Raw genomic sequence first — 26,502 nt, 5'->3', positions numbered from 1 at the left:
TGTCTGTACCCTCACTTTTCCAGGCCTTGTGGTACTGTTCAACTCACCAACGATATTCATAGTACCTAATAATTTCGAGTGCTTCTTCTTTGTTCGTGACAGGGTCGTTAGTGAGTAAATACCAGTATAAGCCTCTATCGGGATTATTCCGTTCTGCACACCCTACGTAATTTAACCTCACTGGGGCGAAGGTGATATCCAATGTGGCTGTGCGCGATTTTCGGCCTCCTTTTTGCGCTATTTCAATACATCGTTCCTGCGCCTTTTAATTCGCTGGCAAATGTATAGAGTTTATCTTCTCCCTCTTCAATATGACGACTTTGCATCGACCGTACAATGAATCGTTGCTGCTCATGTAGCTTGTATTGAAGGTATTCATAAATGTCAGCTTCACGCTCACATACGGAGATAACCTTAGATATTTGCGCTTGAAGCCGTTTTGCCATTGCTTGTGATTCGGACTCCCATTTATAGCTTTCTTTCTCTTTTAGGGGGGACTGGCATGTTGGTGTCGCTTTCCGCGCGTAGTAATGTCTCGACTCCATCTAGCTTGCTCAATCAGGCCGACTACTTGCTTAGCTTTAGGTGCGAACAACAACACACTGTGTGTGCATAACCCTCTGTTAGTATTGCTCTGCCCACTTGGTATGTTGGTTAATCATTATCTTCTTCGGTGTATGGTTTGAAGATCTGATCACACTAAGGAAGTTTAGTTCAAAAAAATCCCCGCTAATTTCTTAGCGAGGATTTGTATATAAGAGACTGTATATAAGAGACAGGCAAATTGCAGCCTTTTTACTTGATTAAAGTTTGTCTTTTAATTGATATAGCAACGCGTGGGCTTGTTTTGGTGTTAGCTCATCAGGGTCGATAGTCTCTAACAATAACTCTACCTCTGAAGGCTCACTATTTAAGATGAGACTTTGTTGCTGAGGAGCACTGCCAGCTGTACTTTCAACAACACTTTGGTGTTGTTCTAGTAGCGTGAGCTTTTGCTTTGCAAGTTTAATTACAGCTTTTGGCACACCAGCAAGGCCTGCTACTTGTAGGCCAAAGCTTTTACTCGCTGCACCATCTAGCACTGTGTGTTTAAAGGCAATCGTATCGTTATGCTCAACCGCGTCCAAATGCACGTTGACCAACCCTGTTTGTTGTTCTGCCAACTCTGTTAATTCGAAGTAATGTGTTGCAAACAGCGTTTTAGCAGAGATTTTGTTGGCGAGGTAATCAGCGGTAGCATAGGCCAATGAAAGACCATCATAAGTACTTGTGCCGCGGCCTATTTCATCCATTAGTACCAAAGATTGTTCTGTGGCGTTATTTAAAATAGTGGCTGTTTCGGTCATTTCCACCATAAAGGTTGAACGTCCGGAAGCTAAATCATCGCTGGCACCAATACGCGTAAATATTCTATCTATCTGACCAATTTGCGCACTGTTTGCCGGCACAAAACTACCAATATGTGCCATTAACACAATAAGCGCAGTTTGGCGCATGTAGGTTGATTTACCACCCATATTTGGGCCGGTAATTAGCAACATCTTACGTCCACTATTTAGGTGTACAGGGTTGGCAATAAATGGCTCACTGCTAACATGTTCCACAACAGGGTGGCGACCGGCTTCAATATGAATTTCATCTCCCGAGGTCAGTTCAGGTTTACAGTAGTCGAGAGCCTGTGCACGCTCAGCCAAGGTATTGAGTACGTCTAAATCAGCAAGTGCACTTGCCATAACTTGGAGCTGCTCGATATACGGAGCGATTAGCTCGAATAGCTGTTCATAGAGTTGCTTTTCTAGCGCCAATGCTTTTGATTGGCTGCCTAAGACCTTGTCTTCGTGCTCTTTCAACTCCGGAATGATATAGCGTTCATTATTTTTTAGCGTTTGACGGCGAATATACTCAGGTGGAGCTAAGTGAGAGTTGGCTTTGCTGATTTCGATATAGAAACCATGTACTTTGTTATAGCCAATCTTTAGTGTAGTGATCCCCGTTCTTTCGCGCTCACGCTCCTCTAATTGATCGAGTACATCTGTTGCGCCTTCACTTAGCGCTCGCCATTCGTCAAGCTCGCCCGAATAGCCTTTGGCAATAACGCCCCCATCTCTGATCAACACAGGTGGATTATCAATGATCGCGCGTTCTAGTAATTCTTGAAGGTGCGGTAATTCTGGTGATTGAGCTTTAATTTGCTGTATGCGCTCATCATCATTATCATTGAGTAAGTGATGAAGAGGCGGTAGTGCTTGTAATGCACTGCGTAAACGAGTGAGGTCTCGAGGTCTTGCATTACACAGAGCTAATCTTGCGACAACACGCTCAATATCTCCAATTTGACGTAGGGCATCATAGACATCCATGCCAAGCTGCAGGTTTAAGATACTTGATATGGCATTAAGACGCGCGTTCAGCTCTTGTCTGTCTCTAACAGGGGTATGAATGCGCCGCTTTAACAGACGTGAACCCATTGGAGTGGCTGTTTTATCCAAGACCTGAGCCAAGGTATTATCTATGGAGCCAGACAGGTTCATTGTTAGCTCTAGATTTTTACGTGTCGCGGCATCTAGGATCACTGCGTGTTCATTTTTTTCAAGAGTAATGGACCTGATATGAGGTAACGCAGTGCGCTGAGTGTCTTTAACATATTGCATCACACAGCCTGCTGCAATCAAACCCGCGCTGGCATTTTCTACCCCAAAACCGATAAGATCTTTGGTTTCAAATTGCTGACACAGTAAATGCTTAGCGGTATCTAAATCGAATTCCCAATCTGGGCGTCTGCGACTGCCTTTGATTTGTTCCAACACTATTAGGTTTTGAAAAGACTCTGGATAAAGTAATTCGGCTGGTTGCAGCCTTTGCAATGTCGATGTAAGTGCTTCATCCGTTGCCAGCTCAACGATGTTGAAATGCCCGGAATTAATATCAAGATAAGCCACACCATATTTGGTTTTATCTTGCCAAACAGCTGCAAGTAAATTGTCTTGTCGCTCTTGTAGCAATGCCTCATCAGTGACCGTACCTGGCGTCACAATACGCACAACCTTGCGCTCAACCGGTCCTTTGCTCGTAGCCGGGTCGCCGACTTGCTCACATATCGCAACAGATTCGCCCATTTGCACCAAACGAGCAAGGTAGTTTTCTACGGCATGATAAGGCACTCCAGCCATTGGAATAGGGTTACCTCCCGCTTTACCACGATGGGTTTGCGATATGTCTAGCAATTGCGCGGCACGGATGGCATCGTCAAAAAATAACTCGTAGAAGTCACCCATACGGTAGAATAGCAGAATATCCTGATGTTGGGCTTTGATCCTAAGATACTGCTGCATCATAGGTGTTTGTTGCTTTATAGTATGTTCAGAATAAAGATCTAATGACATGCTTCTACCTAAGGTTTTTTGTATGGAAATACACACTAAGATCGCCGCATTGGCGGCACAATTGGGCACTATTCTAACGAATAAAAGCTTCACGATCACTACTGCCGAGTCGTGTACTGGGGGAGGAGTTAGTTATGCACTAACAGATACCCCTGGTAGCTCAGCTTATATTGACCGATGTTTTGTCACTTACAGTAATGATGCCAAGCAAGCTTTATTAAACGTGCGCGAACAAACGCTCATAGAGTTTGGTGCAGTAAGTGAGCAAACTGTAATTGAAATGGCCAATGGGGCCAGAGTACAAGCTCAGGCAGATGTTGCGATTTCAGTCTCTGGAATAGCAGGCCCCTCAGGTGGTACTGAATTAAAACCTGTAGGTACTGTATGGTTTGCCGTGGATATACAGCAACAAACCTATACTTTTATGCAGGTGTTTTCTGGAGAACGTGCAGAGGTTAGATTGCAAGCTATTGAATTTATATTGGAAAAAATAATTTCTTTAATAAATCAGTAAAAGACTCTTGATACTGTAATTCTATACAGTATACTTGTCGGCAACACGCTAGATTGGAGAAACAGATGAACGATAACAAACAAAAAGCATTAGATGCTGCATTGTCGCAAATTGAGCGTCAATTCGGTAAAGGATCAATTATGAAGTTAGGCGATAGCCAAGCTTTAGACATAGAATCAGTATCTACCGGTTCTCTAGGATTGGATATTGCTTTGGGTATCGGAGGTCTGCCAACTGGTCGTATTGTAGAAATTTATGGCCCTGAATCATCAGGTAAAACAACGCTAACACTGCAAACTATTGCACAAGCGCAAAAAATGGGTAAAACGTGTGCATTCGTTGATGCGGAACACGCACTTGATCCAGTATACGCTGAAAAGTTAGGTGTAAATGTAGATGACCTACTAGTCTCTCAGCCTGATACTGGTGAGCAAGCACTTGAAATTTGTGACATGCTGGTTCGCTCTGGCGCTGTTGATGTAATTGTAGTTGACTCTGTAGCTGCCCTGACACCTAAAGCCGAAATTGAAGGAGATATGGGGGATTCTCATGTTGGTCTTCAGGCACGTTTGATGTCACAAGCGTTACGTAAACTAACAGGTAACATTAAGCGTTCAAATACGCTTTGTATCTTCATTAACCAAATTCGTATGAAGATTGGTGTGATGTTCGGTAACCCTGAAACAACTACTGGTGGTAACGCACTTAAGTTTTACTCATCTGTACGATTAGACATTCGTCGTATCGGTTCTGTAAAAGAAGGTGATGAGGTTGTCGGTAACGAAACCCGTGTGAAAGTTGTTAAAAACAAAGTAGCCCCACCGTTTAAGCAAGCTGAATTTATCATTATGTATGGTGAGGGTTCTTCTAAGCAGGGTGAGCTTATTGACCTTGGTGTGAAACACAAGTTAGTTGATAAGGCCGGTGCTTGGTTTAGCTACAATGGCAATAAAATTGGCCAAGGTAAAGCTAACTCAATTAAGTTCTTAAAGGAAAATGTAGCAATTGCTGACGAAATCGAAGGCAAGCTGCGTGAGATGTTACTTCTTCAAGCAACAATTAAAGATGAAGAAGGTGAGGGCAAAGGTCTAGCAGACGTAGAAGATCAGCTATAAATCTCCAAAACTAGCGCATCTTCAATAGAAAAGCCGCTTATGTTTAAGCGGTTTTTTGTATTTGTTGAATGTGTAAAGAGTTGCACGCGCAAGAGAGTGTGATGTATTCGACAAAAAGTGAACAGCAACACCTTATTTCTCGCTCGGTAGTCGTAAAGCCCTATTTCACAGTATTCTACCTTCACGTTTTGAAGCGTGTCTTAATCCCAAGTTATCAATAAATTTTCTGTAAAATACTCTATTTCTGTGTAGAATTAAGACGCATACGACAATATTTTTACATATAGAAAAATTAAAGAAGTTAACACTACAATGTTTCATATCGCACTACATGAACCTCGCTTACCACAGAATACTGGTAATTTAATCAGGCTAGTTAGTAACAATGGATGTCACTTACACCTAATAGAGCCCTTGGGTTTTGACTTGGATGAAAAGAAATTGCGCAGAGCGTCACTTGATTATCGTGATATGGCTAAAGTAACGGTTCATCCCGACTACGAATCATTTCTAAAGGCGATGGGAGACAGGCGTATTTTTGCTTTGACGACCAAGGGAAGTCGCCCGCACCATGAGCCTGAATATCAGGAAGGTGATGTCTTGTTGTTTGGCTCAGAGACTTCAGGGCTACCTGATGAAATTCGTAACTCTTTTCCAGCTGAGCAGCGTATTCGTATTCCAATGCTACCCGATGCGCGTAGCATGAATTTATCTAATGCCGTTGCTATAGTGAGTTATGAAGCATGGCGCCAAGTTGGCTTTTTGGGCGGGAAATAACGTTTCACGCTTTAACTCTACGTCAAGTTAAAGCGTGTCTGTCGCTAGAATTCTAGAGCTAACTAAAATGTGTAGTGCGTGTTGAAAAACAGTTTTAGCGCCACATATTATTTTTAGTTAATAACTAAGTACGCGATTTAAGTATTCTGACGCATCCAAGAAATATTTTTATTCAATAGATAACAGCTTTTCATTCATCCACTCTTCTTCATCTGCACATATTAATAATGAGTTTGACCTAGGACAATAAGCGGCTTTAGTGTGGAGGTTTTGGCATTGACAGAGTTGTTCATTCATCATACTTTTGTCGATTTAGTAGAAACTAAAAATAACCTAATAGACAGTAAAATAAGGAGTTGTTATGAAAACATTGTCTATCTTCGCTCACTTTTATCCACACTGATAATAAGCGGTTAAGCACCTGCGACAGACGACACAATTACAAAGCAGAAACAACCAAGCAGAATGTTAGTTCTGCAAGGGACTATCAAGTGAGTTGTTCTCTGTTTTAAATATGGATTTAAGAGATATTCCTTACAGACAAAGCAGGCACAATCTCTGGCATTAGCTATGTATCTGCAAGCTTTTCAGATTCTGAAACTGAGACCTTAGAGTTATGTTTTTACCGTGCTTACAGTTCAAACCCATTCATGTGCAAGGAGATTGTGCCAAACTCTTCCGGTATGGTTACCGCTTTTAACAGCCAATGGTTCAGAGCGGGTGTTCAGCATCTATTTTTCATAGGGTTGAAGCGACAGGCAGCTTCCATTACTTAAAACCATATAGAGAAGAGAACGTAACTTTCTACTATACCGCCAACTAGTCAGTGTTTGCCCCTTTATGTCAATATAGTGGCAATTTATCATGCTTAGAAGAGATAGATAATATGTATATATCAAGTACTAAGTGGAGTTCAAGTACGGGTGTCATGACAAAAAACTATCAGCAAACTCAGTCACCAATCAGTCAATATAAATCAAGCACTACAAATGTCTCATTTTCATCTTTGGCATTGAAGTTAAAAGATGCTCAACGTTTGATAAACAATGCACGGTGAACCAGCAGCCATCAGCCTAGAATGGACAAAAAGGGTTGAAAAGTGCTCAGTTTAATAAACAGGAAATGGCCGCAGCAAGGTGGGAGTTTCAGCAATTGTCTAAAGCTCAATTAGAGACGATTGCTTTAGACCCAGGTGGTACATTTCTGATGTGGAGAAAGTCGCTGCATATGAACAATGGCATGTATTAGATCAAATAGCGTTGTCTAACTTGCAGCGAGGTAGCTTAGAGCATAAAAACCCACTTGATGCGATAGTGTCATTTGAAAAGGCATTACATGCCCATACTTAATCTTTCTCGATACTTGGCAAAGCGATGATCTTTGAGCAATATGTCTCAAATGCGCAATCCAAATTTGAAACCGCTATCAATGAACAGGGCAAAGCGCCACATAAAGCCACAAGTCAGTCTGAACACTATTACACGATGACGGTGAAAGAAATTTTTGCAGGTAATGAACCTAATGTAATTAGTGGTGTTGATGGTATATCTCGCTCCAACGCTTCTAAAAGTCTACTTGAGTTTTTAACTCGAAAGGGACGTTTATTATTGGCAGGCATGTATGAGTATGCAGATCAAAGTGACATTGACTTTAAGTATATTCAAAGTCTTGCGAGTGTTCTCGGTGACTATAGAAAGCACAATGATGGCAAGTTGATAAACAATTTTAACAATGGTCATTTCGATGAGCATGGGCATCAACTTCGTGTCGGCTTTACAGAAAAAAATCAAGCAACGATAGATAGTTTGCTCAGCGGGAATGCACTCTCTTCTTCAAATTTAGATCAGAGATTTGTCTCATTCATACGGACTCTGGCCTAGGGGCACTTTCCCACGTAGGGAGTTACCAGTTTTTACAGCATATAGTGGAAGAGACCGCTGGCGTACAAACTAGCATATCAGCCGGGAGCTTTGGGTTATTTAAGGACTTTGCAGGCACAGACGAACGATATGTGATGAGTATTTCTGAAGAAGCAATCACCAAGCCTGAACCTGATGTAGTATGTAAAAATGGACAGTGTGAAGTCACGGAAAAGTGACGCCAGAATGGGGTTACATTAGCACAGGATGAGAAAACGTTTAGCCCTGCACTAGATCTTAAATCTGAGTCAATAGAATCATTGGTACAGCCGCTTAAAAGTACTGAAAAGCAACACAGCATTTGGTACCAGTGGTTGGCTGATGATTAAAATGTGAGTTTTTAAAAGCCGTTCTATCAGATTGTTTTGGCAATGTGGATGCGTGCAGGCCATCAATCTGATTTGAGGTGATAACCCCCCTAAACAAGAATAAATGAATTTGGCGATTCATATTTCGTCATTATAAGTCATAGCCTAATTAAATCGGGCGTTTGCTCCCAATGATGAGCTGTTTATAAAAACCATTGAAATGTAAATCTATGGTATTCATGCAATTAGAGTTGATATGGCATATCAAGTCAAGGTGCTTATCAAGGTGGCTAAAAATAAGCTTTTGTAATCTATTATTTCTATTTTACTCCGTATCTGGAGTATGATGAGAGAGTTGAACGCGTGCAACAAGGGGGAGTAACTTTGACGCGTAATTATGATTATCTAGTTCGTTTTTCGAGCATTTTTACTATCGTGATGGCTGGAATAATGATACTTGCCAAAGCATCGGCTTGGCTATCATCTGGTAGTGCTTCAATGCTTGGCTCACTGACGGACTCTATGTTAGACGTGACTGCATCTCTAATGAGTTTTTTTGTTTTGAGTTATGCACTGCGTCCAGCAGATGATGATCACCGCTTTGGTCATGGTAAAGCCGAGGCATTAGCAGGTTTGGGGCAAGCGGCGTTTATCTCTGGCTCAGCATGTTTTTTGGCGTTTCATGGGGTTGAACGGTTGTTTAACCCTGTTGTGATTAACCATAGCATGATGGGCGTATGGGTGAGTTTATTCGCCATTTTCTGCACGTTATTAGTAGTGTTGGTTCAGCATCAAGTTGTTAAGCGTACGCAGTCTCTGGCGATAAAAGCCGATTCAATGCACTATAAAGGCGATATTTTATTGAATATCGCGGTATTGATCGCTTTGCTGTTAAGTCACTACGGTGTCAAGTGGGCGGATTCAGTATTTGCAATAGGTGTTGCTGGCTACTTGTTATATAACTGTTGGGACATTGCCAGAGAAAGTGCCGATCACCTAATGGATAAGGAGCTACCAGAAGAAGAAAAAGCACAGATTGTTGAGATTGCGACCTCTCATGAGTCTGTCTTCGGCGTACATAACTTACGAACGCGGCAAAGTGGTAAAGTAAAGTTTGTACAATTGCACTTGGAACTGGATGATAATATGCCACTTATGCGTGCCCATCAGGTTGCAGATGAAGTTGTCTCTCAAATACAAGCACATAGTAAAGGGGAAATTGATATTTTGGTCCATCAAGACCCAGTTTCACTGAGTGTGACAGAATCTGCGAAGTCATAAAACTGGGTCAATACAGCATTGCGAATAGGGTCTGATTCACACAGTAGTTCATGCTTTCCATTATATGTTTTCAAAGCACAACGCGGGTGTCGCTGTGCAAACAAGTGGTGTGCACAGGCTTTGACAATAGTATCTTGGTTTGCGCTGGCAATACTGACAGGGTGTTTTATGGTGTCTTTGCCCAGTTTTTTTGTCAGCGTCAGTGCGGCATTAAGCCAGCCAAAGCTAACACCTCCTAACTGTAGTTGTGGGTGTTGATCATAAAGTTTACGAAATAAATCATAGCGATACTCACATTGTGTGAGTTCGTTTTCAGTAAAAGGCTTTGTTTGGTAGCCTTGTTGACCAATTGCATAGTGTTTGTCTCGACCCAAAAAACAAGCTAATTTGGCAATGTTGCTCGCTAGCCAAAATGGATAGGGAGAGGTATTGATTTCAAGCATTGGTGCACACAAAAATGCCCCTTTTGCTGCCGAATTAGGAAACCGTGAAAGGTAGTCGCATACGATAGCTCCCCCCATCGAATGCGCCATAAATAACCAGTTTTGCGTAGCTGGATTGGCTAGCTTTTCGATCACTAGGTTTAATACCTGTGAAAACTGACTAAAGCATTGAATATGACCTATCTGTGGGTTTTCAACTAACCGTGAGGACATTCCTTGCCCAGGATGATCGTAAGTAAACACCCCAATATTATTTTGTGCTAATTCCCACAGCAATTCTCGGTATTTATGAGCGCACTCTACACGGCCATTGACGAGTACCACTGTATAACGAGGGGTTTGAGGCAAGTAATAAGTGTAAAAAATATCCCCAAAAGGCGAATTAAGAACGCCTTTGCTACAGTGTTGCCAATGTTGCTCTATGAGCGCTAAATTTTGAGGTAACTCGGTACTATTGCTGTAAATCATTCTGCTGTGTTAAAGGGATGCTCAAGGTTACATCCAGTCCTTGATTGTTCTTGAAGAGAATGTGGCCATGATGCACTTTTATCGCATGCTGCGCAATTGCTAGTCCAAGACCAAATCCACCTTTTTGGTTAACGTCAGGTGTCCTGGACTGTGACGCGCGATAAAAGGGAATACACAGCTTATCGAGCATTTCTTCACTGACGCCAGCACCATCATCTGCCACTTGGAAAACAAATTGTTCATTAATAACTTCGCACTTAATGATGACTTTGGTGGTTGCGTATTTTAGTGCGTTACGAATAATGTTTTCGATTGCTCGGTTGAGTAAAACAGCATCGCCAACTAAGTTCTCTTCGGGGAGCTCGCCAATGAAAAGTTGCTTGTTCAATTGTTGAGATTCAAACTGAGCGTCGCTGATGATTGGCTCCAAGAGCTCTGCGATACACAAAGAATGTAACTCTAAGCTGGAGGTTCCTGACTCTAAACGAGATAACTGCAAAATATCGCTCAGCATATGGTCCAACAGATGTGACTCTTTTTCAATTCTTTGCAGATAATTATCTAGCTCCCCTGAGGCTTTACTTGCAGCAATGGCCGTTGCCATTTGTAATCTTGTCAGCGGAGAGCGTAACTCGTGGGAGATATCAGCGAGGAGTCGCTTTTGACTTAAAACTTGTGTTTCGAGTTGTGAAGCCATGATATCAAAGTCTTTACCTAGCTGCCCGAGTTCATCTCGACGTTTGCTATCAATCTGAGCCCTTGCATTTAAATCCCCTTGGGCTAATTTTGCAGCTGCTTGTTGAAGCTGTTTGATGGGCATTAAAAGACCCATAGCAAACCAATAACTGAGCACTAAGCTTGCGAGCAACAGAATCGTAAGTTTCATCCATCGTGGCATCAACTTAACCTTGAGAAACAAGTCGCCCTCACGATTATCTAGTATCATAAAGAGCTGATAGTCATTTTGCCTTGCATGAATGCTAACAGGACCATATGCACGGTATTTTTCTGTGTTAATCACTTTTGGTTCACCACCGATAGCAAAGTTGAGCAATGTTAAATCAAACTGGTTTAACGCAGGGTTACTGATCATGCTTTTATCCGGATCGTTATGTTTGAGGTAAAGTTTAGAGCGTTTGCCATGACGTCTATGGGTCAGTACTTCCTCGAGAGATTTGTCGGGCATGCGCTCAAGATGTCTATCTAAAGACTTCTTCATGTGAAACAAGTTTTTCAGCATTGGTGGAGAGATATCTTTTGACGCTAGTACATCGGGTTGTAAAAAGCTGACACTGACCATAATGGCAAGGGTACTAATTACCGTGAGCCAAAACCAAAGAAAGACTTTAATTGCTAAAAATTGTTTCATACTAAGCCGTTAAAAATATATACCCAGATCCACGTAATGTTTTTATGAACGTGTGGTCGCTGTATTGAGCTAACTTTTTTCTTACGTTGCTTACATGCATGTCTACAGAGCGGTCGTATGGAACCAAAGGGCGACCGAGTACCCGCTGGCAAAGTGCTTGCTTATTAACGACTTCACCTGCTGATTTCATAAGGTGATAGAGTACCTCATATTCGGTTCCCGTGAGTGTAACAGGGGTGTTATTTAAAGTGACACTTCTTGAGGCAATATCAATAGAGAGGCCATGAAATGCTAAGCTTTGCTCTTTTGTTGTTTGTGTTAGGTGTGCAACACGACGTGTTATTGCTTTTATCCTAGCTAATAGCTCCCTGTGATTAAAGGGCTTTGGAATGTAGTCATCAGCTCCTAACTCTAACCCAAAGATTCGGTCAAAATCGTCACCTTTTGCGGTAAGCATAATGACAGGAGTCATTTTCTCCACTCGCAATGCTTTTAATACCTCAAACCCATCTTTTTTAGGTAGCATGACATCTAACAAAATGACGGCAAATTCTCTGTCCAATGCTTCACCTAGACCAGCTTCACCGTCATGTTCGCAAGTTACTGAAAATTGCTCACTTTCTAAATATTCGCCTAACAGCTCACATAAAGACTGATCATCATCAATGATCAAAACTGAATTACTCATAACGTCACATCTTCGAGTTTAGATGGCTTTTATTGTACCTAACTATAGATCCCCGAGGATGGAATTTACACTTCTTTACGCATTTTTTCTGGTATCTGTGAGTTGAAGCGTATGTAGCTAAGCACCTATACAGCTTCAATAATTTTTGCACATTTGTCATGAACACTATGTCCTAAGATGTTTTGTAATCACTGTTGACAAAACTTTACTCTGACTTGACGTTGCTTTGCTTTGAGCTTGCTAAATTACATCATGTCACGAGTACAGACAGTGCCATGCAGAGCGACGTTGCTGAGCACCGCTGTCGAACGTAAATATAATCAACCGGAGAGACCACTATGAAAAAATTAGCCAGCCTATTACTAGTCAGTTGTGTCGGGATGGGAATGCTTCCAGCAGCTTCTTTCGCAGACGAAGGCAATCACCAGTTGCACAAAGCGAAACGTCATCATATGAAGCCGTTAGCGCACATTGAAAAAAGGTTACTTTCAGACAAAGCAGTCCGCCATTTAGGTTTGTCTGATGCACAGCAGACTGAGTTGAAGTCAGTCTTTGAGACTTATAAAGCGCGTTTTGCTGCGTTAAAAGAAACGCAACCTCAAAATAAGCCTCGCAAAGCCATTAAAGAAGTGATTGAAGCGGAGACTTTTGACAAGGCTCAAGCACAATTATTACTTGAAGAGTATGCGCCTAAAAAGCAGGCATTTATGCTAACCATGTTGGAGGCAAGACATGCCATTCATCACATTCTGACTCCCGATCAGCGTGAAAAAATCGCAAAAAGAAAAGGTAAATTCTTAGCAAAAATGCACCATAAAAATTAATGACTGCAATATGGAAAGCGGTAGACGTTACGGTCGCTCAGCAGTGTAGCTTGATGTTATTTCTCTGAGCGGACGTCTAATAAATATTATCTAAGGAATAAAAGGAGTTGATTGCCTGCGGCTATGGTGTTGTTCTCACCGTCAAATATATTATCAGTGTGTTTACTGATTACAGTGCCATCTAACCATTCATACACCTCCTTATTAAATGTCAGCAGTGTATCGACGGGAAAGTCATGATTTTCATCGAGTATCATTAAGACATTAGCAACCTCGTCAATAATGAGTGCGCCATCATTAAACTCAACACAAAAATAAAGGTTATTGGCGACTTCTTTAAAGCCGTTAGCAATGTTTTCCAAGCGCTCCTTGCTTTGCCCCTGAGATTGCAGCAAGCCAAGTTCAACATCAACCTCTTGAATTGACTCAATAAGTGCAGAAATATCTTCTTCATCAATTGGATTTTCTGCCCAAAATTCATTTGCGCTGAGGGTACCTTTATCAAGTTTATTGCCAAGTGCACCCAGCTCATCAGGAGAGAAGTCAAAAAATGCGTCTTCAAACAAATCCGCATTTTCTTCATTTCTCAGTCCACCAGCGTAGATTTTCTCATTGCTTTTTAAAGATTCGACCACGTCTTGGTTTTCTGCGTTTTTGTTCTTTTTAGTGGTGGACAGATAAAACTTTTTAAAGTTTTCATTTGATTTTTTGACCTTTTCAGCCAGCCGCTTGAAGTTGCTCAAGTCTTTTTGCATGGAAATATAATGTGTCACTTTACCCTGTTCATTCTTGATTTCAGAGATATTCCACTCAACCGGGTACATACTGCCATCTTTTCTATAGTTAATTGAAGCACCGTAAAAAAAACCTCTTTCTTTTAGTGTTGGCGTCAGTTTTTCAATCACGCGTTTGTTGCTTTTTGGCCCTTGTAGTATTTTTGGCGAGGTGCCGACAAGTTCTGCCAGCTCATACCCTGTATGGCGGCAAAATACCGGGTTGGCATACACGATGCGATAGCCAGCTTGTTCGTCTGCATCTGTTATCACAATTGCATGATGAGAGTGGATCAATATTTGTTGTAGCAATGTCAGCGGTGAGCATTCATTGAGCATTTGGCTGAAAAACAGCATCTCTTCCATGTCTTTTGCTTGATTTGGCATAAACAGAACCCTAGTTGGCTGTTGGCTATCGAATTTTAAGTATTGCCTGATTTACTCAAATTGCCAGAATCGTAGAAGAGATATAAAACTTTATAAATGCCTCTTAAATGAGAGGCATAATATTCTTTAGCAGTAAGTGAGTTTAGACAGCGTGCCACAAAACTCGGGTGCCGTGAGGCAAGCGCCGTACAACACGGATATTGCACCACCATTCACATTTGGCGTTACTTGCTTATCTAATCGCTTTTTTGAGCTAAGGTTTTTAAGCTTAGTTTTATTGATTTTCATTGTTTTCTCCTGTTTTTGTCTGTAATCGGATTTGTTCAAAATTAGATAGCGTTTCAAGATATTGATTGCGGCTTCCGAGCCCTTTTAAATATAAATCTATAAATTCAACACTAGCGGTATTCACAAGATCGGTGACAACATAAGGATCTATTGTGCCGAGAAACTCTCGGTTTCTGTCGTTAGGAAATACGTAGGGATAATCTGAGAAATCCCAATGTAAAGCCTCTTTGACTTTCATCATATAGGTATCAGCTTTCTGCTGGTTAAATACGACGGTATAATCGGCACTCAGTGGTGTATCAGAATGCATCATCAAATAAGGTTTTGAATGTGGAGTAGTAGGCGATAAATTAAAGTGTAGGCCATCCAAATTGATAGCAGCTTTACATTGGAATACTTGTTCGCAAAACGCTGCGACTGTCGGTCCGCCAAAAGACAGCCCAATCGCTGCGATCTGAGTTAAGTCGAGCTTGCCTTTAAATGTACCAAGATGCTCTCCTAAATAATTGATGCCCCAATACTGGCCATATTGAAGACGAACGAGTTGGTCGTAAGCAAAATACATATCTTGCACCCAACTGCTGAGTGCAATGCGGTCACCTTCAGCCCATGCCATTAACTGATAAACGCGCGCAACTTCATCTTCATTCAGCGGTCGGCCTGCTAATTGATACAGCTCAGCAACCAACTCATCAAAGTTCACATCAGCTTGGTCACTAATGTAAAAATCATCTTTACGAGCCTCATGATCGTAAGTGGCACTCTGCTTATGGCTCTGAGTGACAAACCCAGCGTGATGAGGGTGTCCGACGCTTGCAACAATATAGCCTCGTTTGGCTAGTTCTATCATTAATATTTCTTTATCTTCGACCGTTGATTGATAGCCATGAGAGTACAAAACTACTGGGAAGGGAGCATCAGAATGGGCTATTGGCGCATTTTTATAAGTCTTGAATGGCAATGTTTTTAAATATGAATGGAATTGGTAATCACGATCGGATGGGGTTGCGATTGAATAGGGGAACTCCTCGGTATGAAAATGCAGATAACTCTCTTCGAGGTCATTTGTTTGCGTGATCGGATACCATAGTTTAATTAGCACGTCCCGATAGTCATCGTACCTTGGTGTCAGCTTTTCTGTCCGACTATAGTCAGTTGCAGCAATATATGTGACACCAACTGAGTATGGTTGAGAGTGTGCGAAGTTACTTTGGAGTAGGAGTATCAATCCAATTATACATCCCACATATGCGTAGTGTTTCATGTCAATTTTCCTTTATTGTTGTATCCAGCTTTATCTTTGTAAAAATTGAAAATTAAATGCAAGAGGGTTTTTTTTGTACAGTGCAGGTGCATTTATAACATGCTGTTTTAAGGTAAATTACTGAACATGAAAGTTTATCATCATATAACTGGATCTAGTTTATGGCGATGTATTAACATTGTAATATCGCCATAAATTAAGTGCTGTGAGATAAGTTTTAACTACTTAGTTAAAATCACGAGTTTTGTTGGGAAGGTGCTTTGAAAGGCTGTTTAAAGTGATACTTTTTGCGAACAGATGGTTTGATGATTGAGAGCACTGCGATCATTTCTAAGCCCAAAATAAAAGACTTAATGAGCTCGTAGTTATAATAAACCCCAGTCCAATTTTGGAAGTAAGTAGAGAGTGGCCCGGTTATACCTAAGTATCGCAAGTTTCGTAAAAAGTTCTCTACCAGTGCGAGGCCGTCTACCAGCATGAATAAACCAAATATACTCAGTAAGGTGATATCAGCATTAGTCATATATATCATTTGCTTAGCATCATCGAGGTGTCGTTTTATCCACCTAGATATAGCTGGCCGCAGACCAATTGCGAAGAACAGGATTAAGTCCAAAATAAAGTGGATAGTAAAAGCACGAGCATTATGCCAAACCCAAGGTGCATCAGGTTCAACAGGAAATAAATTGAAGTGAAAAATAATGATAGACACAATGTGCTGTGACGCGAGCAGGGCGCAAATGTGTGCAATGTTTATATTAATACGAAACCAGATACCGATAAAAACGATAACACTGACATAAAGAATTTCTGCCTTTACTGCATCTAACACATGGGTAGTTAAATACATGATTAAAGTGGCAGCGAATAAGATTGCGATGACTTTCATTCGTTGTGCTGTAACTTGATTGATCCGTGTGCTGCTAGTCGCGAAGTAAATGATATTGAGCAATGTATTGCTTTGTGTAAAAAAAATAGTGAGTTCTTATTCCCCCAAAAAGCTCTACGCCTTTATCATATAAATGATTGTTAGAGCTTTCATAACCTTGATTTGAATGCTGTATACTAAAACCTACCATCGCAAGCTGTCCTTTAGGAGCTTTGTTGACCTCGGATTTTTGCAATTAAATCTGTTAAATCAATGGAGCAGTAGGCACAAATAGCGAAAAACTGATTAAGCTTTGGTTGTCCAACATCACGTTCCCAATTTTCGTATGTTTTGCGACATACACCTAAATGTTTCGCCATGATTGCTGTTGTGACACCTTTCTTCTTGCGCAGTGCTCTAAGGTCATCCCCTGTGATATATCTTGCAAAAAAATCCACCATATTCCCCTTACCTTAATACCGAATCCGTTACAAATTTACAACATTTTAAAGACGAAACTTTGTTGTGAGGCCATGAACTAAAGTTAATATGTGTTCTATTAAGGCGTTACACATTATCAGTAACTTTATATAGCATAAGCTGTTTTAGAGAATAAGCCTGCCTCAGCGACAAATAACTACACGCTCATACATATATAATCAAAGCGAGTTTCGTATACAGATTGTAATTTTTACAGATTTTTATCACATAAAATTAATATTGTCTATTGTTCATTCAACTATATGAAATGTTTCATAGTTTCTTTGTTTTAGGTAGGAAATATTGCATAAAAAGGGCAAAGCGTAATTAACTACTCATTAAATGAGGTTTAAAATCAATCGTCAAAAGTGATGAATTGGATGCTGAAAACGATATTAAAGTGAAATTAATCACGTTATCATTATGATTGCATTTAATTTTTTATAATTATATTTATTTTAAAACTTAACTTTTGGCGGAATATATACTTAGGAAGGTCATTTTTAGGTTAATTATATCATTAGTAAAACAGGGCGATCACTGAACGACTTGCACTTTGAATTTTATTGAGTATTTTGCATTAATATGCATAAGAGAGTGTGGAGTCCAAATGTATAGACTTTATCGGAGCAGATACGAGTAATTTAAAATTTGGGTGAGGAGCTGCCTAATTAAAGGCAGCTGAATATGGCCTACTCTGAAAGCCAGTGTTTTGCAGACGCTAAAATACCTTCACCATCAAGACCCATTTCACTGTGCATCTCTGCTTGAGTACCATGCTTAATGAACTCGTCTGGGATCCCTAAATGCATGACTGGTCGTGTGATTTTGTTTTGAGCGAAGAATTCACTGACTGCACTACCTGCTCCACCGGCAATTGCGTTGTCTTCCAACGTTATAAAGTGGCTGTGTGTTTCTGCTAGTGCTTCGAGCAACGAAGTATCTAATGGCTTAACAAAGCGCATATCAACAAGTGTCGCATCCAGCTGCTCAGCAGCTTGATGGGAATTTTCTAGTAAAGTACCAAAGTTCAAAATAGCGAGTTTTTGTCCCTTACGAACCTGATTGGCTTTGCCGATAGGCAATTGCGTCATCGTTTGTTCTACCTCAGCAGTACCAGCAGAACCTCTTGGGTATCTTACTGCCGCAGGCTGATTTAGCAGGTGTCCAGTATAAAGCATTTGTCGGCACTCGTTTAAATCACTCGGGGCCATTACCACTAGGTTCGGGATACAGCGCATAAAGCTTAGATCATAGGCTCCTTGGTGAGTTTCGCCATCTGCACCGACAATACCAGCCCTATCAATTGCAAAAAGGACCGGTAAGTTTTGCAGTGCAACATCATGGATCAGCTGATCATAAGCTCGTTGCAAAAAGCTAGAATAGATTGCAACGACTGGGTTTAAGCCTTCACAAGCAAATCCAGCACCTAGAGTTACAGCATGTTGCTCCGCAATTGCGACGTCAAAGTACTGCTTTGGAAATTCCTTAGAAAACTTCACCATGCCAGAACCTTCTCGCATGGCTGGCGTTATAGCCATTAAGTTTTTATCTTGGGCCGCCATATCGCATAACCAGTCGCCAAATACCTTAGAGAAAGTAGGCGCGCTCGGCTTTGATTTAGGTAAGCTATGTACGCTTGGGTCAAACTTGGGTACGCCATGATAGCCTATCGGATCGGCTTCGGCCGGTTGGTAGCCTTTGCCTTTTTGCGTTTTAACATGCAGAAGCTGCGGACCTTTTAAATTGCGCATGTTACGCAAGGTGTCAACCAGCATGTCTACATCGTGCCCATCGATAGGGCCAATATAGTTGAAACCTAATTCCTCAAAGAATGTGCCAGGAATAACCATACCTTTTAAGTGCTCTTCTACTTTGCTGGCTAGTTCTTTTACAGGTGGAACCCCTGAGAGAAGTTTCTTACCACCTTCTCGAATATTGGTATAGAAGCTACCTGACAAGATGCGTGCAAAATGATTATTTAAAGCTCCGACATTTTCCGAAATCGACATTTCATTGTCGTTCAGTATAACCAGCATGTCTGATTTCACGTCGCCTGCATGGTTCATTGCTTCAAAAGCCATACCCGCGGTCATAGCTCCATCACCAATCACGGCTACGGTTTTGCGATTTTTCCCTTCCTTTTCGGCTGCAATTGCCATTGCTAAGGCTGCTGAAATAGAGGTACTAGAGTGGCCAACACTGAATGTATCAAACTCACTTTCTTCACGATATGGAAACGGGTGCAGTCCATCTTTTTGACGGATGGTGTGCATCTGACCCTTTCGGCCAGTTAGGATTTTATGGGGGTACGCCTGGTGACCAACATCCCACACCAACCTGTCAGTCGGTGTGTTATACACATAATGGAGCGCCACGGTCAATTCGACGGTGCCTAGCCCAGAAGCTAGGTGGCCGCTACTTTGAGACACTGAGTCTAATAAATAACCTCTCAGCTCCGCGCTAAAGTCATTTAACTTTTGCTGCGGTAATTGGCGCAACTGTTGAGGCTGATCAACGAGTGCCAATAGGGGATACTTGCTACTATCAAGAGTCATATTATTTGTAATATCCTTAGCAAACCTTGCTGAATTATATACAAAGCTTGCCAATAGTTTTATAAATTTAAAGGGAACTTGTCACTAAATAGTCATTTACAACAGGGCCAAGATTAATGATCTCTAGCAATAATATATTGTGCTAGCTCAGCCAGTAAGCGGGTATCAGCATCTATTTTATTCAAAGCCTGTAATGCTTGTTCAATTAGCATTTTGGCTTTGCTTTTTGCCCCTTCCATGCCCAGTAAAGCAGGGTAAGTAGATTTATTGTGCTGTAGATCCGAGCCCTGGGGTTTCCCCAGCGTACTGGTATCTCCTTCAATGTCGAGAATATCGTCTTGTACCTGAAAAGCTAATCCGATAGCTAAACCAAACTCCTTTAGTTGACTACGAGTTAAGTCTGAAACATCGGGTGCACAAAGTGCCCCTAATTCGATTGCACAATTAAGTAAAGCGCCAGTTTTTAGTCTATGAATACGCTCTAATTGAGCTAAATCGATCAATTTGTCTGTTGCGGCAATATCAAGTGCCTGACCGCCAACCATGCCTTGCAGTCCCGATGCTTGTGCTAACGCGTTGATCATTCTGATCTGCTGGCTCGGCGGTACAATAAAGTTGTGAGAAGATAACAATTCAAACGCCAATGTTTGTAAAGAGTCTCCCGCAAGAATTGCTTGTGCTTCATCAAACGCAATGTGGCAAGTTGGTTTGCCTCGTCTTAAATCGTCGTCATCCATGGCTGGCAGATCATCGTGTACCAGTGAATAACTATGTACACACTCTACGGCCGCTGCAGCGATATTTAAGTCTTGTTTATTTGCACCGAGCATTTCGCCTGTGGCATACACTAAAAATGGTCGCAATCGCTTTCCGCCATTGCTAATAGAATATAGTGCAGCTGCTTTAGCTGTCGGATCTGTATTCAGGTCTTGCGCAAAATAGTTTTGTATTGTTTGCTCTACATCTTGTCTAGCGATGCTGAGTTTTTGTTGTAAATCCACGCAATTATTCCACTTGGTCCGCAAACTCACTGGGTGTGGTCGTCTCGTCATTAGCGAGTAAAATTGATACTTTCTGTTCTGCTTGTTGAAGTTTGTGATTTGACGCTTGGGCTAGTTTCACACCTCGTTCAAATTGCTTCAGGGACTGGTCAAGAGTCAACTCTCCGCGCTCCATTTCTTGCACGATAGTTTCTAACTCTGTGACAGCTTCTTCAAAGCTCATATTTTCTGGTTTTTTAACTGCCATATCTTCTCTTTACTTTTACGCAAAACCTTTAAGAATTCAATTTTATGGTTATTAAAGATAGAGGTCAAAGTATCTGATAGACTTTTTTACTATCCTTATGACTCAAATTGAATTGAATGTTTACGTATATTCTCGCAATTTAAAGGGTTTTTAATATAATTGAATTAAGTTATTGCAAAACCTGCCGATAACTCAACGTATAACAATAACTGCGTGATATTTCACGGATAAATACCTTTGGAGGGTGTGTGGATTTAGCAACCGTTATAGGTATCCTTGGTGCCATTGGTTTGATCGTTATGTCGATGGTTCTAAGTAGTGATGGTCAACTCGCCATGTTTTACAATACTCCTTCAGTGGTTATTGTATTCGGTGGCTCAATATTTATAGTGCTTTCGAACTTTACAATAGCGCAGTTTTTGGGCATTGGTAAAGTAGCTGGCAAGGCGTTCATGTTTAAAATTGAAACGCCTGAAGAATTAATTGAAAAAGCAGTAGAGCTTGCAGACTCGGCGCGTAAAGGTGGATTTCTCGCTTTAGAAGAGGCAGAGATACCTAACCCATTTATGAGAAAAGGGGTCGATATGCTAGTCGATGGTCACGATGCTGATGTAGTGCGCGCGACGCTGCAAAAAGACATTGCTTTGACAGCTAACCGCCATGAGTTAGGCGCAGGGCTATTTAAATCGCTGGCAGATATTGCACCGGCAATGGGTATGATTGGTACATTAATCGGTCTAGTTGCAATGCTATCAAACATGGATGATCCTAAAGCAATTGGCCCTGCGATGGCGGTAGCATTATTAACAACGCTGTATGGCGCCTTTTTAGCAAACGTTGTTGCAATACCTATTCAAGTAAAGCTTGAGCTGAGAAAAGACGAAGAAGAGCGTAATCAACGTTTAATCCTAGACGCTATTTTAGGCATTCAAGATGGTCAAAATCCAAAAGTGATAGAAGGCATTTTGAAAAACTACTTGCCAGAGTCAAAACGCGGTGACAGCGCAGAGGAGTAGGCTATGTCTGACGAAAACGAATGCAAATGTCCCCCCCCTGGCTTGCCAGCGTGGATGGGGACTTTTGCAGATCTGATGTCATTGTTAATGTGCTTTTTCGTTTTACTTTTAGCGTTTTCAGAAATGGACGTGCTGAAGTTTAAGCAAATTGCTGGCTCTATGAAGTTTGCGTTTGGTGTGCAGAATAAAATAGAAGTAAAAGATATTCCCAAAGGGACCAGTGTAATCGCAATGGAGTTTACGCCCGGTAAACCAGAGCCTACGCCGATAGAAACGATTCAACAGCAAACCGTTGAGATGACTCAGCAAATGTTAGAGTTTCAAGCGGGTGAGGAGAGCTCAGCTGGTGGTAGGCAAGAACAGCGTGGTAACAAGCGGGGAGGCGAGTCAGCCAGTACTGCTCAAGAGCAATCTATGACGCAAGCCGTTGCAGCTGCAGACCAAGAGCAAGTGAATGAACTGGTTAAAAAAATCTCACAACAGCTTGAAAAGCAGATTATGGATGGCGCAATAGAATTAGAATCTCTTGGCCAGCAAATTATTATCCGCATTCAAGAGAATGGCTCATTTCCGTCGGGAAGTGCATTTTTACAACCAAAATTTAAGCCCGTGATCCATGATATTGCAGAGCTATTAAAAGATGTCCCAGGTGAAATTACTGTTTCGGGGCACACCGATGATTTTCAGGTGTCTAATGAGCTTTATTATAATAATTGGGACTTGTCAGCGACTCGTGCTGTCGCTGTGGCGAGTGAAATGGAAACGGTCAGTGGTTTTGACAAAAATCGTATGGTTGTAGTAGGCCACGCAGGTACTCGCCCTTTAGTTCCAAACGCAAACGACACTGACCGAAAACGTAATCGGCGCGTAGAAATTTCAATATTACAAGGTAAAGCAAAAGAATCCGATCCTATTGAAGTTAGAAGGGAAAGTAACTAGAAAACATTGCGTGATGTACATTTTTGGGCTAACGTATGTTGTCCTGAAATTATTCTTTTTTAACGGAGTTTATTATGTCTAAGCTTTATAAGTTTGCCGATATGCCTGGTGGTAATGGATCTGGCACTGATGGCGACAAACAAGATAAATAGTTCTCTTTAATTTTTAGATAAGCAATAAAATTGAAGTCTACTGATTTAACATCGTATTTGAATAGCTATGAGTTCCATACTTCTTACATAGCTATTTTGGATAACTGGCTTACTCTACTCGCCTTATTGGCTTGTGTTGTTTTTGCTGTTTTAAAAGATAAACAGGCCTTTAGGTACTCTTTTTTGTGCCTTGCATTTTATATAGTCGGTGCTTTTACAGTAGATTTAGTCAAAGATTTCGACGATGACAAAGTGTACCGTTATATTATCTGGGCGCTCAATGATATTATCTTCATTGCCATTGTGGCGTACTGGGCTTTGAAAGATAAAATGTATATGTGGCAGAGTATAATGGTTCAGCTAGTGGTGTTACCTGCGCCCATATTGCAGTTGTTCCGCTTAGTTGATAGACATTTAATGGACTTGAGCTACTCGACTTACATATACAAATCGGTATTGCCAATCGTCAATACCGTCACGATTATACTGTGCTTCATACCTTTGTTATGGCACTTTGGGCAAAAGCTCAAGTGGAAGAATAGTTCCATAAAAAGCTAAAGCCCTATTAGTCAGTCTTATAAGTCAATATCTGTGATTTTTAGCTCAGCGCTGCTTTGAGCAAATTCCAATAACCCCGATACCTGAACAGATGTTTTATTCCCTCTTTGATCTGGTAATGACACCTTAGTCAGGTCAAATTTACAGCTTTCAAGTTTAATGTCTTGTTCAAACCCAGCAGATAAACAAAACGTTTGCGCTTCGTTGCCTATTGTTTGTGTTTCGCAATATGCAGGGTCGAGCGTTGCGAGAGCTGAGTTAGCAACTTGCTGTAAAGAGAGAGATATATCAAATTCTGTTTGATCACAGCTTAATATGATGGAGTTCATGTTTGTTTGTGGATCCCCCAACGTTATTAGGTTGTTGTCTTTATCTCGGTAGTGAATTGTTAGGTTAACGCTCTCTAGCGATTGTGCTATTTTCTCAGGCTGGCTTTTTGAACGCCAATCTGTAAGAGAGGTAATGTCTGGTAGGCCCGTCTTAAATTTAAACTCGGGAGCGTAATAGTATAACTCACCCTTTTTAAAAGATGCATTGTCATCGCCATCCCATGTTTCTGCGCTGATTGAGCCAAAAACACTGGCAGCGAGTAGACAAAGTGTTTTATCCGAAGTAATTGTATGTGTAGCACCGAGAGAGCGGCTATCTGCATAGAGTCTGAACTCTGGCTTAGATTGTAGGCGCTCGCCTTCTACTTGCCAGAATACACTAGAAAACTCAAACTTATTCAGCGAACGCTCAGCACTAAAGTTTGCACCGCAATCTTGCCCTGTACTTGGGTTTTGTGTAGTCGGTGTATCTGAATTAGAACTATTATCTCGCTGTAATGGCGAGTCATTCTTACCGCCGCATGCGCTGAGTAATAGTAGTGGCACTAGCGCCAATGTAGCCTGTTTCATTCTTAACTCCTTTATGATTGAACCTATTATATACATCGCACTAGGTGAAAATCGACACTAGAATTGTAAGAAAGTGGTAGTGATATATTAGAGATTGTAGAGGCGTGGTAGATGGAGTTACCACGCAAAGACAGTGGAGATAGAAAGTCTATCTCCTAAGGACATGTATTTCAGGTGATTACCCCAATGCCGGTATTACGCCAAACATTTGTAAGCATTGTGCAGAGATGATAAGCAAGCCACATAAGCCCGCACAAGCTAGCCCTAAGTTACCCCCTCTGACTTGGTAGCCAGACATGTTCTCTTTTCTTTGTTGCCAAACCATGGCTACTGGTAGAAATACTGCTAATACGACTAGCGCGATGGCAGCATAGCCTAGCGCCATGATAAATCCTTGTGGGTAAAAAAGTGCAAAACCAAGCGGTGGTATAAACGTTATTAAAGCCGTTTTCACTCTATCCATGCCGTTGTTGTTTTGTTTAAAAGCATCGGCAAAGAAGTCAAACAGTCCCAGACTAACCCCCAAAAATGATGTTGCGAGCGCTAAATCTGCAAAAATAGTAACAAAGGTATGTACTTTAGAGCTTTGGGCAATACTTGAAATTGAGGTAACTAGGCCCTGAAGGTTTTCACTTTGGAGCAGTGCTTCTTGAGCCATGATACCTTGACTAAGTAACTGCCAAAAAACGTAAATAGTCAACGGTAAAGCGGCACCTGTTATCATCACACGGCGCAAAGTTTTAATGTCTAGTCCGACATACTTAACGATAGATGGAATGGAACCATGAAACCCGAATGACGTGAAAATGACTGGAATGGCCGACAAGATAAGACCTTGTTCAATCGGCATATTTAATAAGTGTTGACCGTGAACATAAGGTGTTAAAACGAAAAACAAACTAGCAAGTACGATGATTTTAATTGTAAATAGCACTCTATTTAGTTTATCTACTGTGCTAGTTCCTAGCGCAACAATGGTCGCGACAATCACAGCAAGAACGACGGAGCCTATTTGAGGAGCAATTTTCACGCCTGCTAGGTTACTGAGTTTTTCTCCTAACTGGGAGCCGCCACCCGCGATATAGGCTGCGCAAAGTGCATAAAATAAGAAGACCATTGAAAAGTTGGCAATATACTGCCCTTTTATACCTAAGATCTGTTTCGCTAATGTATTTAAAGTGGCTTCTTGATTAGCAAACTGGTGGACTTCAAGCATAAGCAGGGCGGTATAAGTCATTAACAACCAAGTTGCGATAATTAAAATGAGCGAAGTGGTGAATCCGAGCCCCGCTGATGCAATTGGCAGAGCGAGCATACCAGCACCAATTGTGGTGCCTGCGACAATCAGCATACTGCCCAGTGTTTTATTATTAAGCACAAATTGCCCCTATATTTGTGAGAGAAACAGGCACAATATAACGGTCTGAACAAAATTGAAATAGCTTGGCTCAAAATCAAAGTAAAGGATTGTAATTTATGTCTTACAAAAGTTAATTTATTTTGTTTTTAGTGAAGATAACTTGTTGTTAGTTATGATGCTATCTGTAGACGCTTTGATTTAGTTTAAAAATAAAAAAGCCAGTATAAGCCTGTCTCTTGATCACAAGTCTGACTCAAGAGACTTTGCTAAATCGTAGCTCTCAAGGATAGCTTGTAATTTGAGCCATCCTTGCCATATCACTTTAACTGATGCTCGCCCTGTGCGCTTTGTATCTTTCCAGCCTCCCAATTTGGCTAGTTTTTGATACGCCCATTTTATATCTGGAGCGCTATCTGGCAGCTTTGTTTTTATCCTTTTTAACCATAGTAATTTCCACCCTTTAATAGATAATACCTCTTCACAACTTCGATTCTCTGGAAGGTCATTTGCGAACTTCAGTTGTCATATTCGTGTCGCTATAAAACCATTAATGGTTACCAGTCGTTCCATGTTGTCTTGGCTTTGTAATCGCAACCCTTCTATGTCTGTACCCTCACTTTTCC

The 26,502-nt window shown here is 41.2% G+C and carries 25 protein-coding genes and 2 pseudogenes; 11 read left to right on the top strand and 16 right to left on the bottom strand.

Going from position 1 to position 26,502, the window contains the following annotated elements:
* Positions 1 to 46: 46 nt before the first annotated feature.
* Both N482_RS25720 and mutS read right to left on the bottom strand, forming a co-directional pair.
* Positions 47 to 637, bottom strand: a pseudogene (locus tag N482_RS25720) (IS4 family transposase); the annotation flags it as partial.
* A 166-nt stretch (positions 638 to 803) separates the two neighbouring features.
* Positions 804 to 3,383 (bottom strand): DNA mismatch repair protein MutS, encoded by a 2,580-nt coding sequence (gene mutS / locus N482_RS17740; protein WP_063378309.1) that lies wholly within the window; start codon positions 3,381 to 3,383, stop codon positions 804 to 806.
* Positions 3,384 to 3,405: 22 nt separating this feature from the next.
* On the opposite strand from mutS, the gene N482_RS17735 reads away from it, so the two are divergent.
* The 7 genes from N482_RS17735 (at position 3,406) to N482_RS17715 (ending at position 9,297) form a co-directional block, all read left to right on the top strand.
* Positions 3,406 to 3,897 (top strand): CinA family protein, encoded by a 492-nt coding sequence (locus tag N482_RS17735; RefSeq protein WP_063378308.1) that lies wholly within the window; start codon positions 3,406 to 3,408, stop codon positions 3,895 to 3,897.
* A gap of 65 nt (positions 3,898 to 3,962) precedes the next feature.
* On the top strand, positions 3,963 to 5,012 hold the full coding sequence (recA, locus tag N482_RS17730) for a recombinase RecA (protein ID WP_063378307.1): 1,050 nt from the start codon (positions 3,963 to 3,965) through the stop codon (positions 5,010 to 5,012).
* A gap of 312 nt (positions 5,013 to 5,324) precedes the next feature.
* Positions 5,325 to 5,789 (top strand): tRNA (cytidine(34)-2'-O)-methyltransferase, encoded by a 465-nt coding sequence (locus tag N482_RS17725; RefSeq protein WP_063378306.1) that lies wholly within the window; start codon positions 5,325 to 5,327, stop codon positions 5,787 to 5,789.
* A 1,208-nt stretch (positions 5,790 to 6,997) separates the two neighbouring features.
* The gene (locus N482_RS24965) at positions 6,998 to 7,138 is read left to right on the top strand and encodes a hypothetical protein (RefSeq protein ID WP_155730634.1); all 141 of its coding nucleotides are present in this window, start codon (positions 6,998 to 7,000) and stop codon (positions 7,136 to 7,138) included.
* Between the two features lie 24 nt (positions 7,139 to 7,162).
* Positions 7,163 to 7,669, top strand: a complete 507-nt coding sequence (locus tag N482_RS17720; protein ID WP_063378305.1) for a hypothetical protein — start codon at positions 7,163 to 7,165, stop codon at positions 7,667 to 7,669.
* A gap of 44 nt (positions 7,670 to 7,713) precedes the next feature.
* Positions 7,714 to 7,887: a hypothetical protein gene (locus N482_RS24960; protein WP_155730633.1), complete on the top strand. Its 174-nt coding sequence runs from the start codon at positions 7,714 to 7,716 to the stop codon at positions 7,885 to 7,887.
* A gap of 561 nt (positions 7,888 to 8,448) precedes the next feature.
* Positions 8,449 to 9,297 carry a cation diffusion facilitator family transporter gene (locus tag N482_RS17715; protein WP_419555046.1) on the top strand — a complete coding sequence of 283 codons (849 nt, stop codon included), beginning with the start codon at positions 8,449 to 8,451 and terminating at the stop codon, positions 9,295 to 9,297.
* Here the strand turns inward: N482_RS17715 and N482_RS17710 are convergent.
* Genes N482_RS17710 through N482_RS17700 form a run of 3 tightly spaced genes read right to left on the bottom strand, consistent with a single transcriptional unit; the run spans position 9,252 to position 12,265 of the window.
* Positions 9,252 to 10,208 carry an alpha/beta fold hydrolase gene (locus N482_RS17710; RefSeq protein ID WP_063378303.1) on the bottom strand — a complete coding sequence of 319 codons (957 nt, stop codon included), beginning with the start codon at positions 10,206 to 10,208 and terminating at the stop codon, positions 9,252 to 9,254. The two genes, N482_RS17715 and N482_RS17710, sit on opposite strands and share 46 nt — an antisense overlap.
* Positions 10,192 to 11,577 (bottom strand): ATP-binding protein, encoded by a 1,386-nt coding sequence (locus N482_RS17705; RefSeq protein ID WP_063378302.1) that lies wholly within the window; start codon positions 11,575 to 11,577, stop codon positions 10,192 to 10,194. The genes N482_RS17710 and N482_RS17705 overlap by 17 nt, the downstream gene beginning before the upstream one ends.
* A 1-nt stretch (position 11,578) precedes the next feature.
* Positions 11,579 to 12,265, bottom strand: coding sequence for a response regulator transcription factor (locus N482_RS17700; RefSeq protein ID WP_063378301.1), 687 nt, complete (start codon positions 12,263 to 12,265; stop codon positions 11,579 to 11,581).
* 338 nt (positions 12,266 to 12,603) lie between these two features.
* Here N482_RS17700 and N482_RS17695 point away from each other — a divergent pair, with 338 nt between their 5' ends.
* On the top strand, positions 12,604 to 13,089 hold the full coding sequence (locus N482_RS17695; protein WP_063378300.1) for a Spy/CpxP family protein refolding chaperone: 486 nt from the start codon (positions 12,604 to 12,606) through the stop codon (positions 13,087 to 13,089).
* 86 nt (positions 13,090 to 13,175) lie between these two features.
* Here N482_RS17695 and N482_RS17690 read toward each other — a convergent pair whose 3' ends face one another.
* From N482_RS17690 to N482_RS17660, 8 genes are all read right to left on the bottom strand, one after another.
* Positions 13,176 to 14,249: a PAS domain-containing protein gene (locus N482_RS17690; RefSeq protein ID WP_063378299.1), complete on the bottom strand. Its 1,074-nt coding sequence runs from the start codon at positions 14,247 to 14,249 to the stop codon at positions 13,176 to 13,178.
* A 126-nt stretch (positions 14,250 to 14,375) separates the two neighbouring features.
* Positions 14,376 to 14,537 (bottom strand): hypothetical protein, encoded by a 162-nt coding sequence (locus N482_RS24955; RefSeq protein WP_155730632.1) that lies wholly within the window; start codon positions 14,535 to 14,537, stop codon positions 14,376 to 14,378.
* The gene (locus N482_RS17685; protein ID WP_063378298.1) at positions 14,524 to 15,801 is read right to left on the bottom strand and encodes a hypothetical protein; all 1,278 of its coding nucleotides are present in this window, start codon (positions 15,799 to 15,801) and stop codon (positions 14,524 to 14,526) included. The genes N482_RS24955 and N482_RS17685 overlap by 14 nt, the downstream gene beginning before the upstream one ends.
* Before the next feature lie 235 nt (positions 15,802 to 16,036).
* Positions 16,037 to 16,690: a hypothetical protein gene (locus tag N482_RS17680; protein WP_063378297.1), complete on the bottom strand. Its 654-nt coding sequence runs from the start codon at positions 16,688 to 16,690 to the stop codon at positions 16,037 to 16,039.
* Positions 16,691 to 16,893: 203 nt separating this feature from the next.
* Complete coding sequence (locus tag N482_RS17675; protein WP_063373003.1) at positions 16,894 to 17,130, bottom strand: helix-turn-helix transcriptional regulator; 237 nt, start codon at positions 17,128 to 17,130, stop codon at positions 16,894 to 16,896.
* 711 nt (positions 17,131 to 17,841) lie between these two features.
* On the bottom strand, positions 17,842 to 19,707 hold the full coding sequence (gene dxs / locus N482_RS17670) for a 1-deoxy-D-xylulose-5-phosphate synthase (protein ID WP_063378296.1): 1,866 nt from the start codon (positions 19,705 to 19,707) through the stop codon (positions 17,842 to 17,844).
* Between the two features lie 113 nt (positions 19,708 to 19,820).
* Positions 19,821 to 20,708: a (2E,6E)-farnesyl diphosphate synthase gene (ispA, locus tag N482_RS17665; protein ID WP_063378295.1), complete on the bottom strand. Its 888-nt coding sequence runs from the start codon at positions 20,706 to 20,708 to the stop codon at positions 19,821 to 19,823.
* Positions 20,709 to 20,712: 4 nt separating this feature from the next.
* Positions 20,713 to 20,955: an exodeoxyribonuclease VII small subunit gene (locus N482_RS17660; protein WP_063378294.1), complete on the bottom strand. Its 243-nt coding sequence runs from the start codon at positions 20,953 to 20,955 to the stop codon at positions 20,713 to 20,715.
* A gap of 248 nt (positions 20,956 to 21,203) precedes the next feature.
* Between N482_RS17660 and pomA the strand changes: the two genes are divergently transcribed.
* The 3 genes from pomA to N482_RS17645 all read left to right on the top strand — a co-directional run bounded on the left by pomA (position 21,204) and on the right by N482_RS17645 (position 23,620).
* Positions 21,204 to 21,971 carry a flagellar motor protein PomA gene (gene pomA / locus N482_RS17655; protein WP_063378293.1) on the top strand — a complete coding sequence of 256 codons (768 nt, stop codon included), beginning with the start codon at positions 21,204 to 21,206 and terminating at the stop codon, positions 21,969 to 21,971.
* Positions 21,972 to 21,974: 3 nt separating this feature from the next.
* Complete coding sequence (locus N482_RS17650; protein WP_063378292.1) at positions 21,975 to 22,910, top strand: flagellar motor protein MotB; 936 nt, start codon at positions 21,975 to 21,977, stop codon at positions 22,908 to 22,910.
* Positions 22,911 to 23,092: 182 nt separating this feature from the next.
* Positions 23,093 to 23,620 carry a hypothetical protein gene (locus N482_RS17645; RefSeq protein WP_231100887.1) on the top strand — a complete coding sequence of 176 codons (528 nt, stop codon included), beginning with the start codon at positions 23,093 to 23,095 and terminating at the stop codon, positions 23,618 to 23,620.
* A gap of 17 nt (positions 23,621 to 23,637) precedes the next feature.
* Here the strand turns inward: N482_RS17645 and N482_RS17640 are convergent, their stop codons facing one another.
* From N482_RS17640 to N482_RS24470, 3 genes and pseudogenes are all read right to left on the bottom strand, one after another.
* A complete protein-coding gene (locus N482_RS17640; protein WP_063378291.1) occupies positions 23,638 to 24,519 on the bottom strand; it encodes a hypothetical protein in 882 nt (293 codons plus the stop codon).
* A gap of 178 nt (positions 24,520 to 24,697) precedes the next feature.
* Complete coding sequence (locus N482_RS17635; RefSeq protein WP_081228050.1) at positions 24,698 to 25,897, bottom strand: aromatic amino acid transport family protein; 1,200 nt, start codon at positions 25,895 to 25,897, stop codon at positions 24,698 to 24,700.
* Positions 25,898 to 26,119: 222 nt separating this feature from the next.
* Positions 26,120 to 26,502 (bottom strand): annotated as a pseudogene (locus N482_RS24470) (IS4 family transposase); the annotation flags it as partial.

Source organism: Pseudoalteromonas luteoviolacea NCIMB 1942, from assembly GCF_001625595.1.
GTDB lineage: Bacteria > Pseudomonadota > Gammaproteobacteria > Enterobacterales > Alteromonadaceae > Pseudoalteromonas > Pseudoalteromonas luteoviolacea_A.
This window is presented reverse-complemented; position numbering and strand designations above follow the sequence as displayed.

Excerpts from the sequence above, each read along its gene's own strand:
- mutS (WP_063378309.1), bottom strand. The coding sequence starts at position 3,383 with ATGTCATTAGATCTTTATTCTGAACATACTATAAAGCAACAAACACCT.
- N482_RS17735 (WP_063378308.1), top strand. The coding sequence starts at position 3,406 with ATGGAAATACACACTAAGATCGCCGCATTGGCGGCACAATTGGGCACT.
- recA (WP_063378307.1), top strand. The coding sequence starts at position 3,963 with ATGAACGATAACAAACAAAAAGCATTAGATGCTGCATTGTCGCAAATT.
- N482_RS17725 (WP_063378306.1), top strand. The coding sequence starts at position 5,325 with ATGTTTCATATCGCACTACATGAACCTCGCTTACCACAGAATACTGGT.
- N482_RS17720 (WP_063378305.1), top strand. The coding sequence starts at position 7,163 with ATGATCTTTGAGCAATATGTCTCAAATGCGCAATCCAAATTTGAAACC.
- N482_RS17710 (WP_063378303.1), bottom strand. The coding sequence starts at position 10,208 with ATGATTTACAGCAATAGTACCGAGTTACCTCAAAATTTAGCGCTCATA.
- N482_RS17705 (WP_063378302.1), bottom strand. The coding sequence starts at position 11,577 with ATGAAACAATTTTTAGCAATTAAAGTCTTTCTTTGGTTTTGGCTCACG.
- N482_RS17700 (WP_063378301.1), bottom strand. The coding sequence starts at position 12,265 with ATGAGTAATTCAGTTTTGATCATTGATGATGATCAGTCTTTATGTGAG.
- N482_RS17695 (WP_063378300.1), top strand. The coding sequence starts at position 12,604 with ATGAAAAAATTAGCCAGCCTATTACTAGTCAGTTGTGTCGGGATGGGA.
- N482_RS17690 (WP_063378299.1), bottom strand. The coding sequence starts at position 14,249 with ATGCCAAATCAAGCAAAAGACATGGAAGAGATGCTGTTTTTCAGCCAA.
- N482_RS24955 (WP_155730632.1), bottom strand. The coding sequence starts at position 14,537 with ATGAAAATCAATAAAACTAAGCTTAAAAACCTTAGCTCAAAAAAGCGA.
- N482_RS17685 (WP_063378298.1), bottom strand. The coding sequence starts at position 15,801 with ATGAAACACTACGCATATGTGGGATGTATAATTGGATTGATACTCCTA.
- N482_RS17680 (WP_063378297.1), bottom strand. The coding sequence starts at position 16,690 with ATGAAAGTCATCGCAATCTTATTCGCTGCCACTTTAATCATGTATTTA.
- N482_RS17675 (WP_063373003.1), bottom strand. The coding sequence starts at position 17,130 with ATGGTGGATTTTTTTGCAAGATATATCACAGGGGATGACCTTAGAGCA.
- dxs (WP_063378296.1), bottom strand. The coding sequence starts at position 19,707 with ATGACTCTTGATAGTAGCAAGTATCCCCTATTGGCACTCGTTGATCAG.
- N482_RS17660 (WP_063378294.1), bottom strand. The coding sequence starts at position 20,955 with ATGGCAGTTAAAAAACCAGAAAATATGAGCTTTGAAGAAGCTGTCACA.
- N482_RS17650 (WP_063378292.1), top strand. The coding sequence starts at position 21,975 with ATGTCTGACGAAAACGAATGCAAATGTCCCCCCCCTGGCTTGCCAGCG.
- N482_RS17640 (WP_063378291.1), bottom strand. The coding sequence starts at position 24,519 with ATGAAACAGGCTACATTGGCGCTAGTGCCACTACTATTACTCAGCGCA.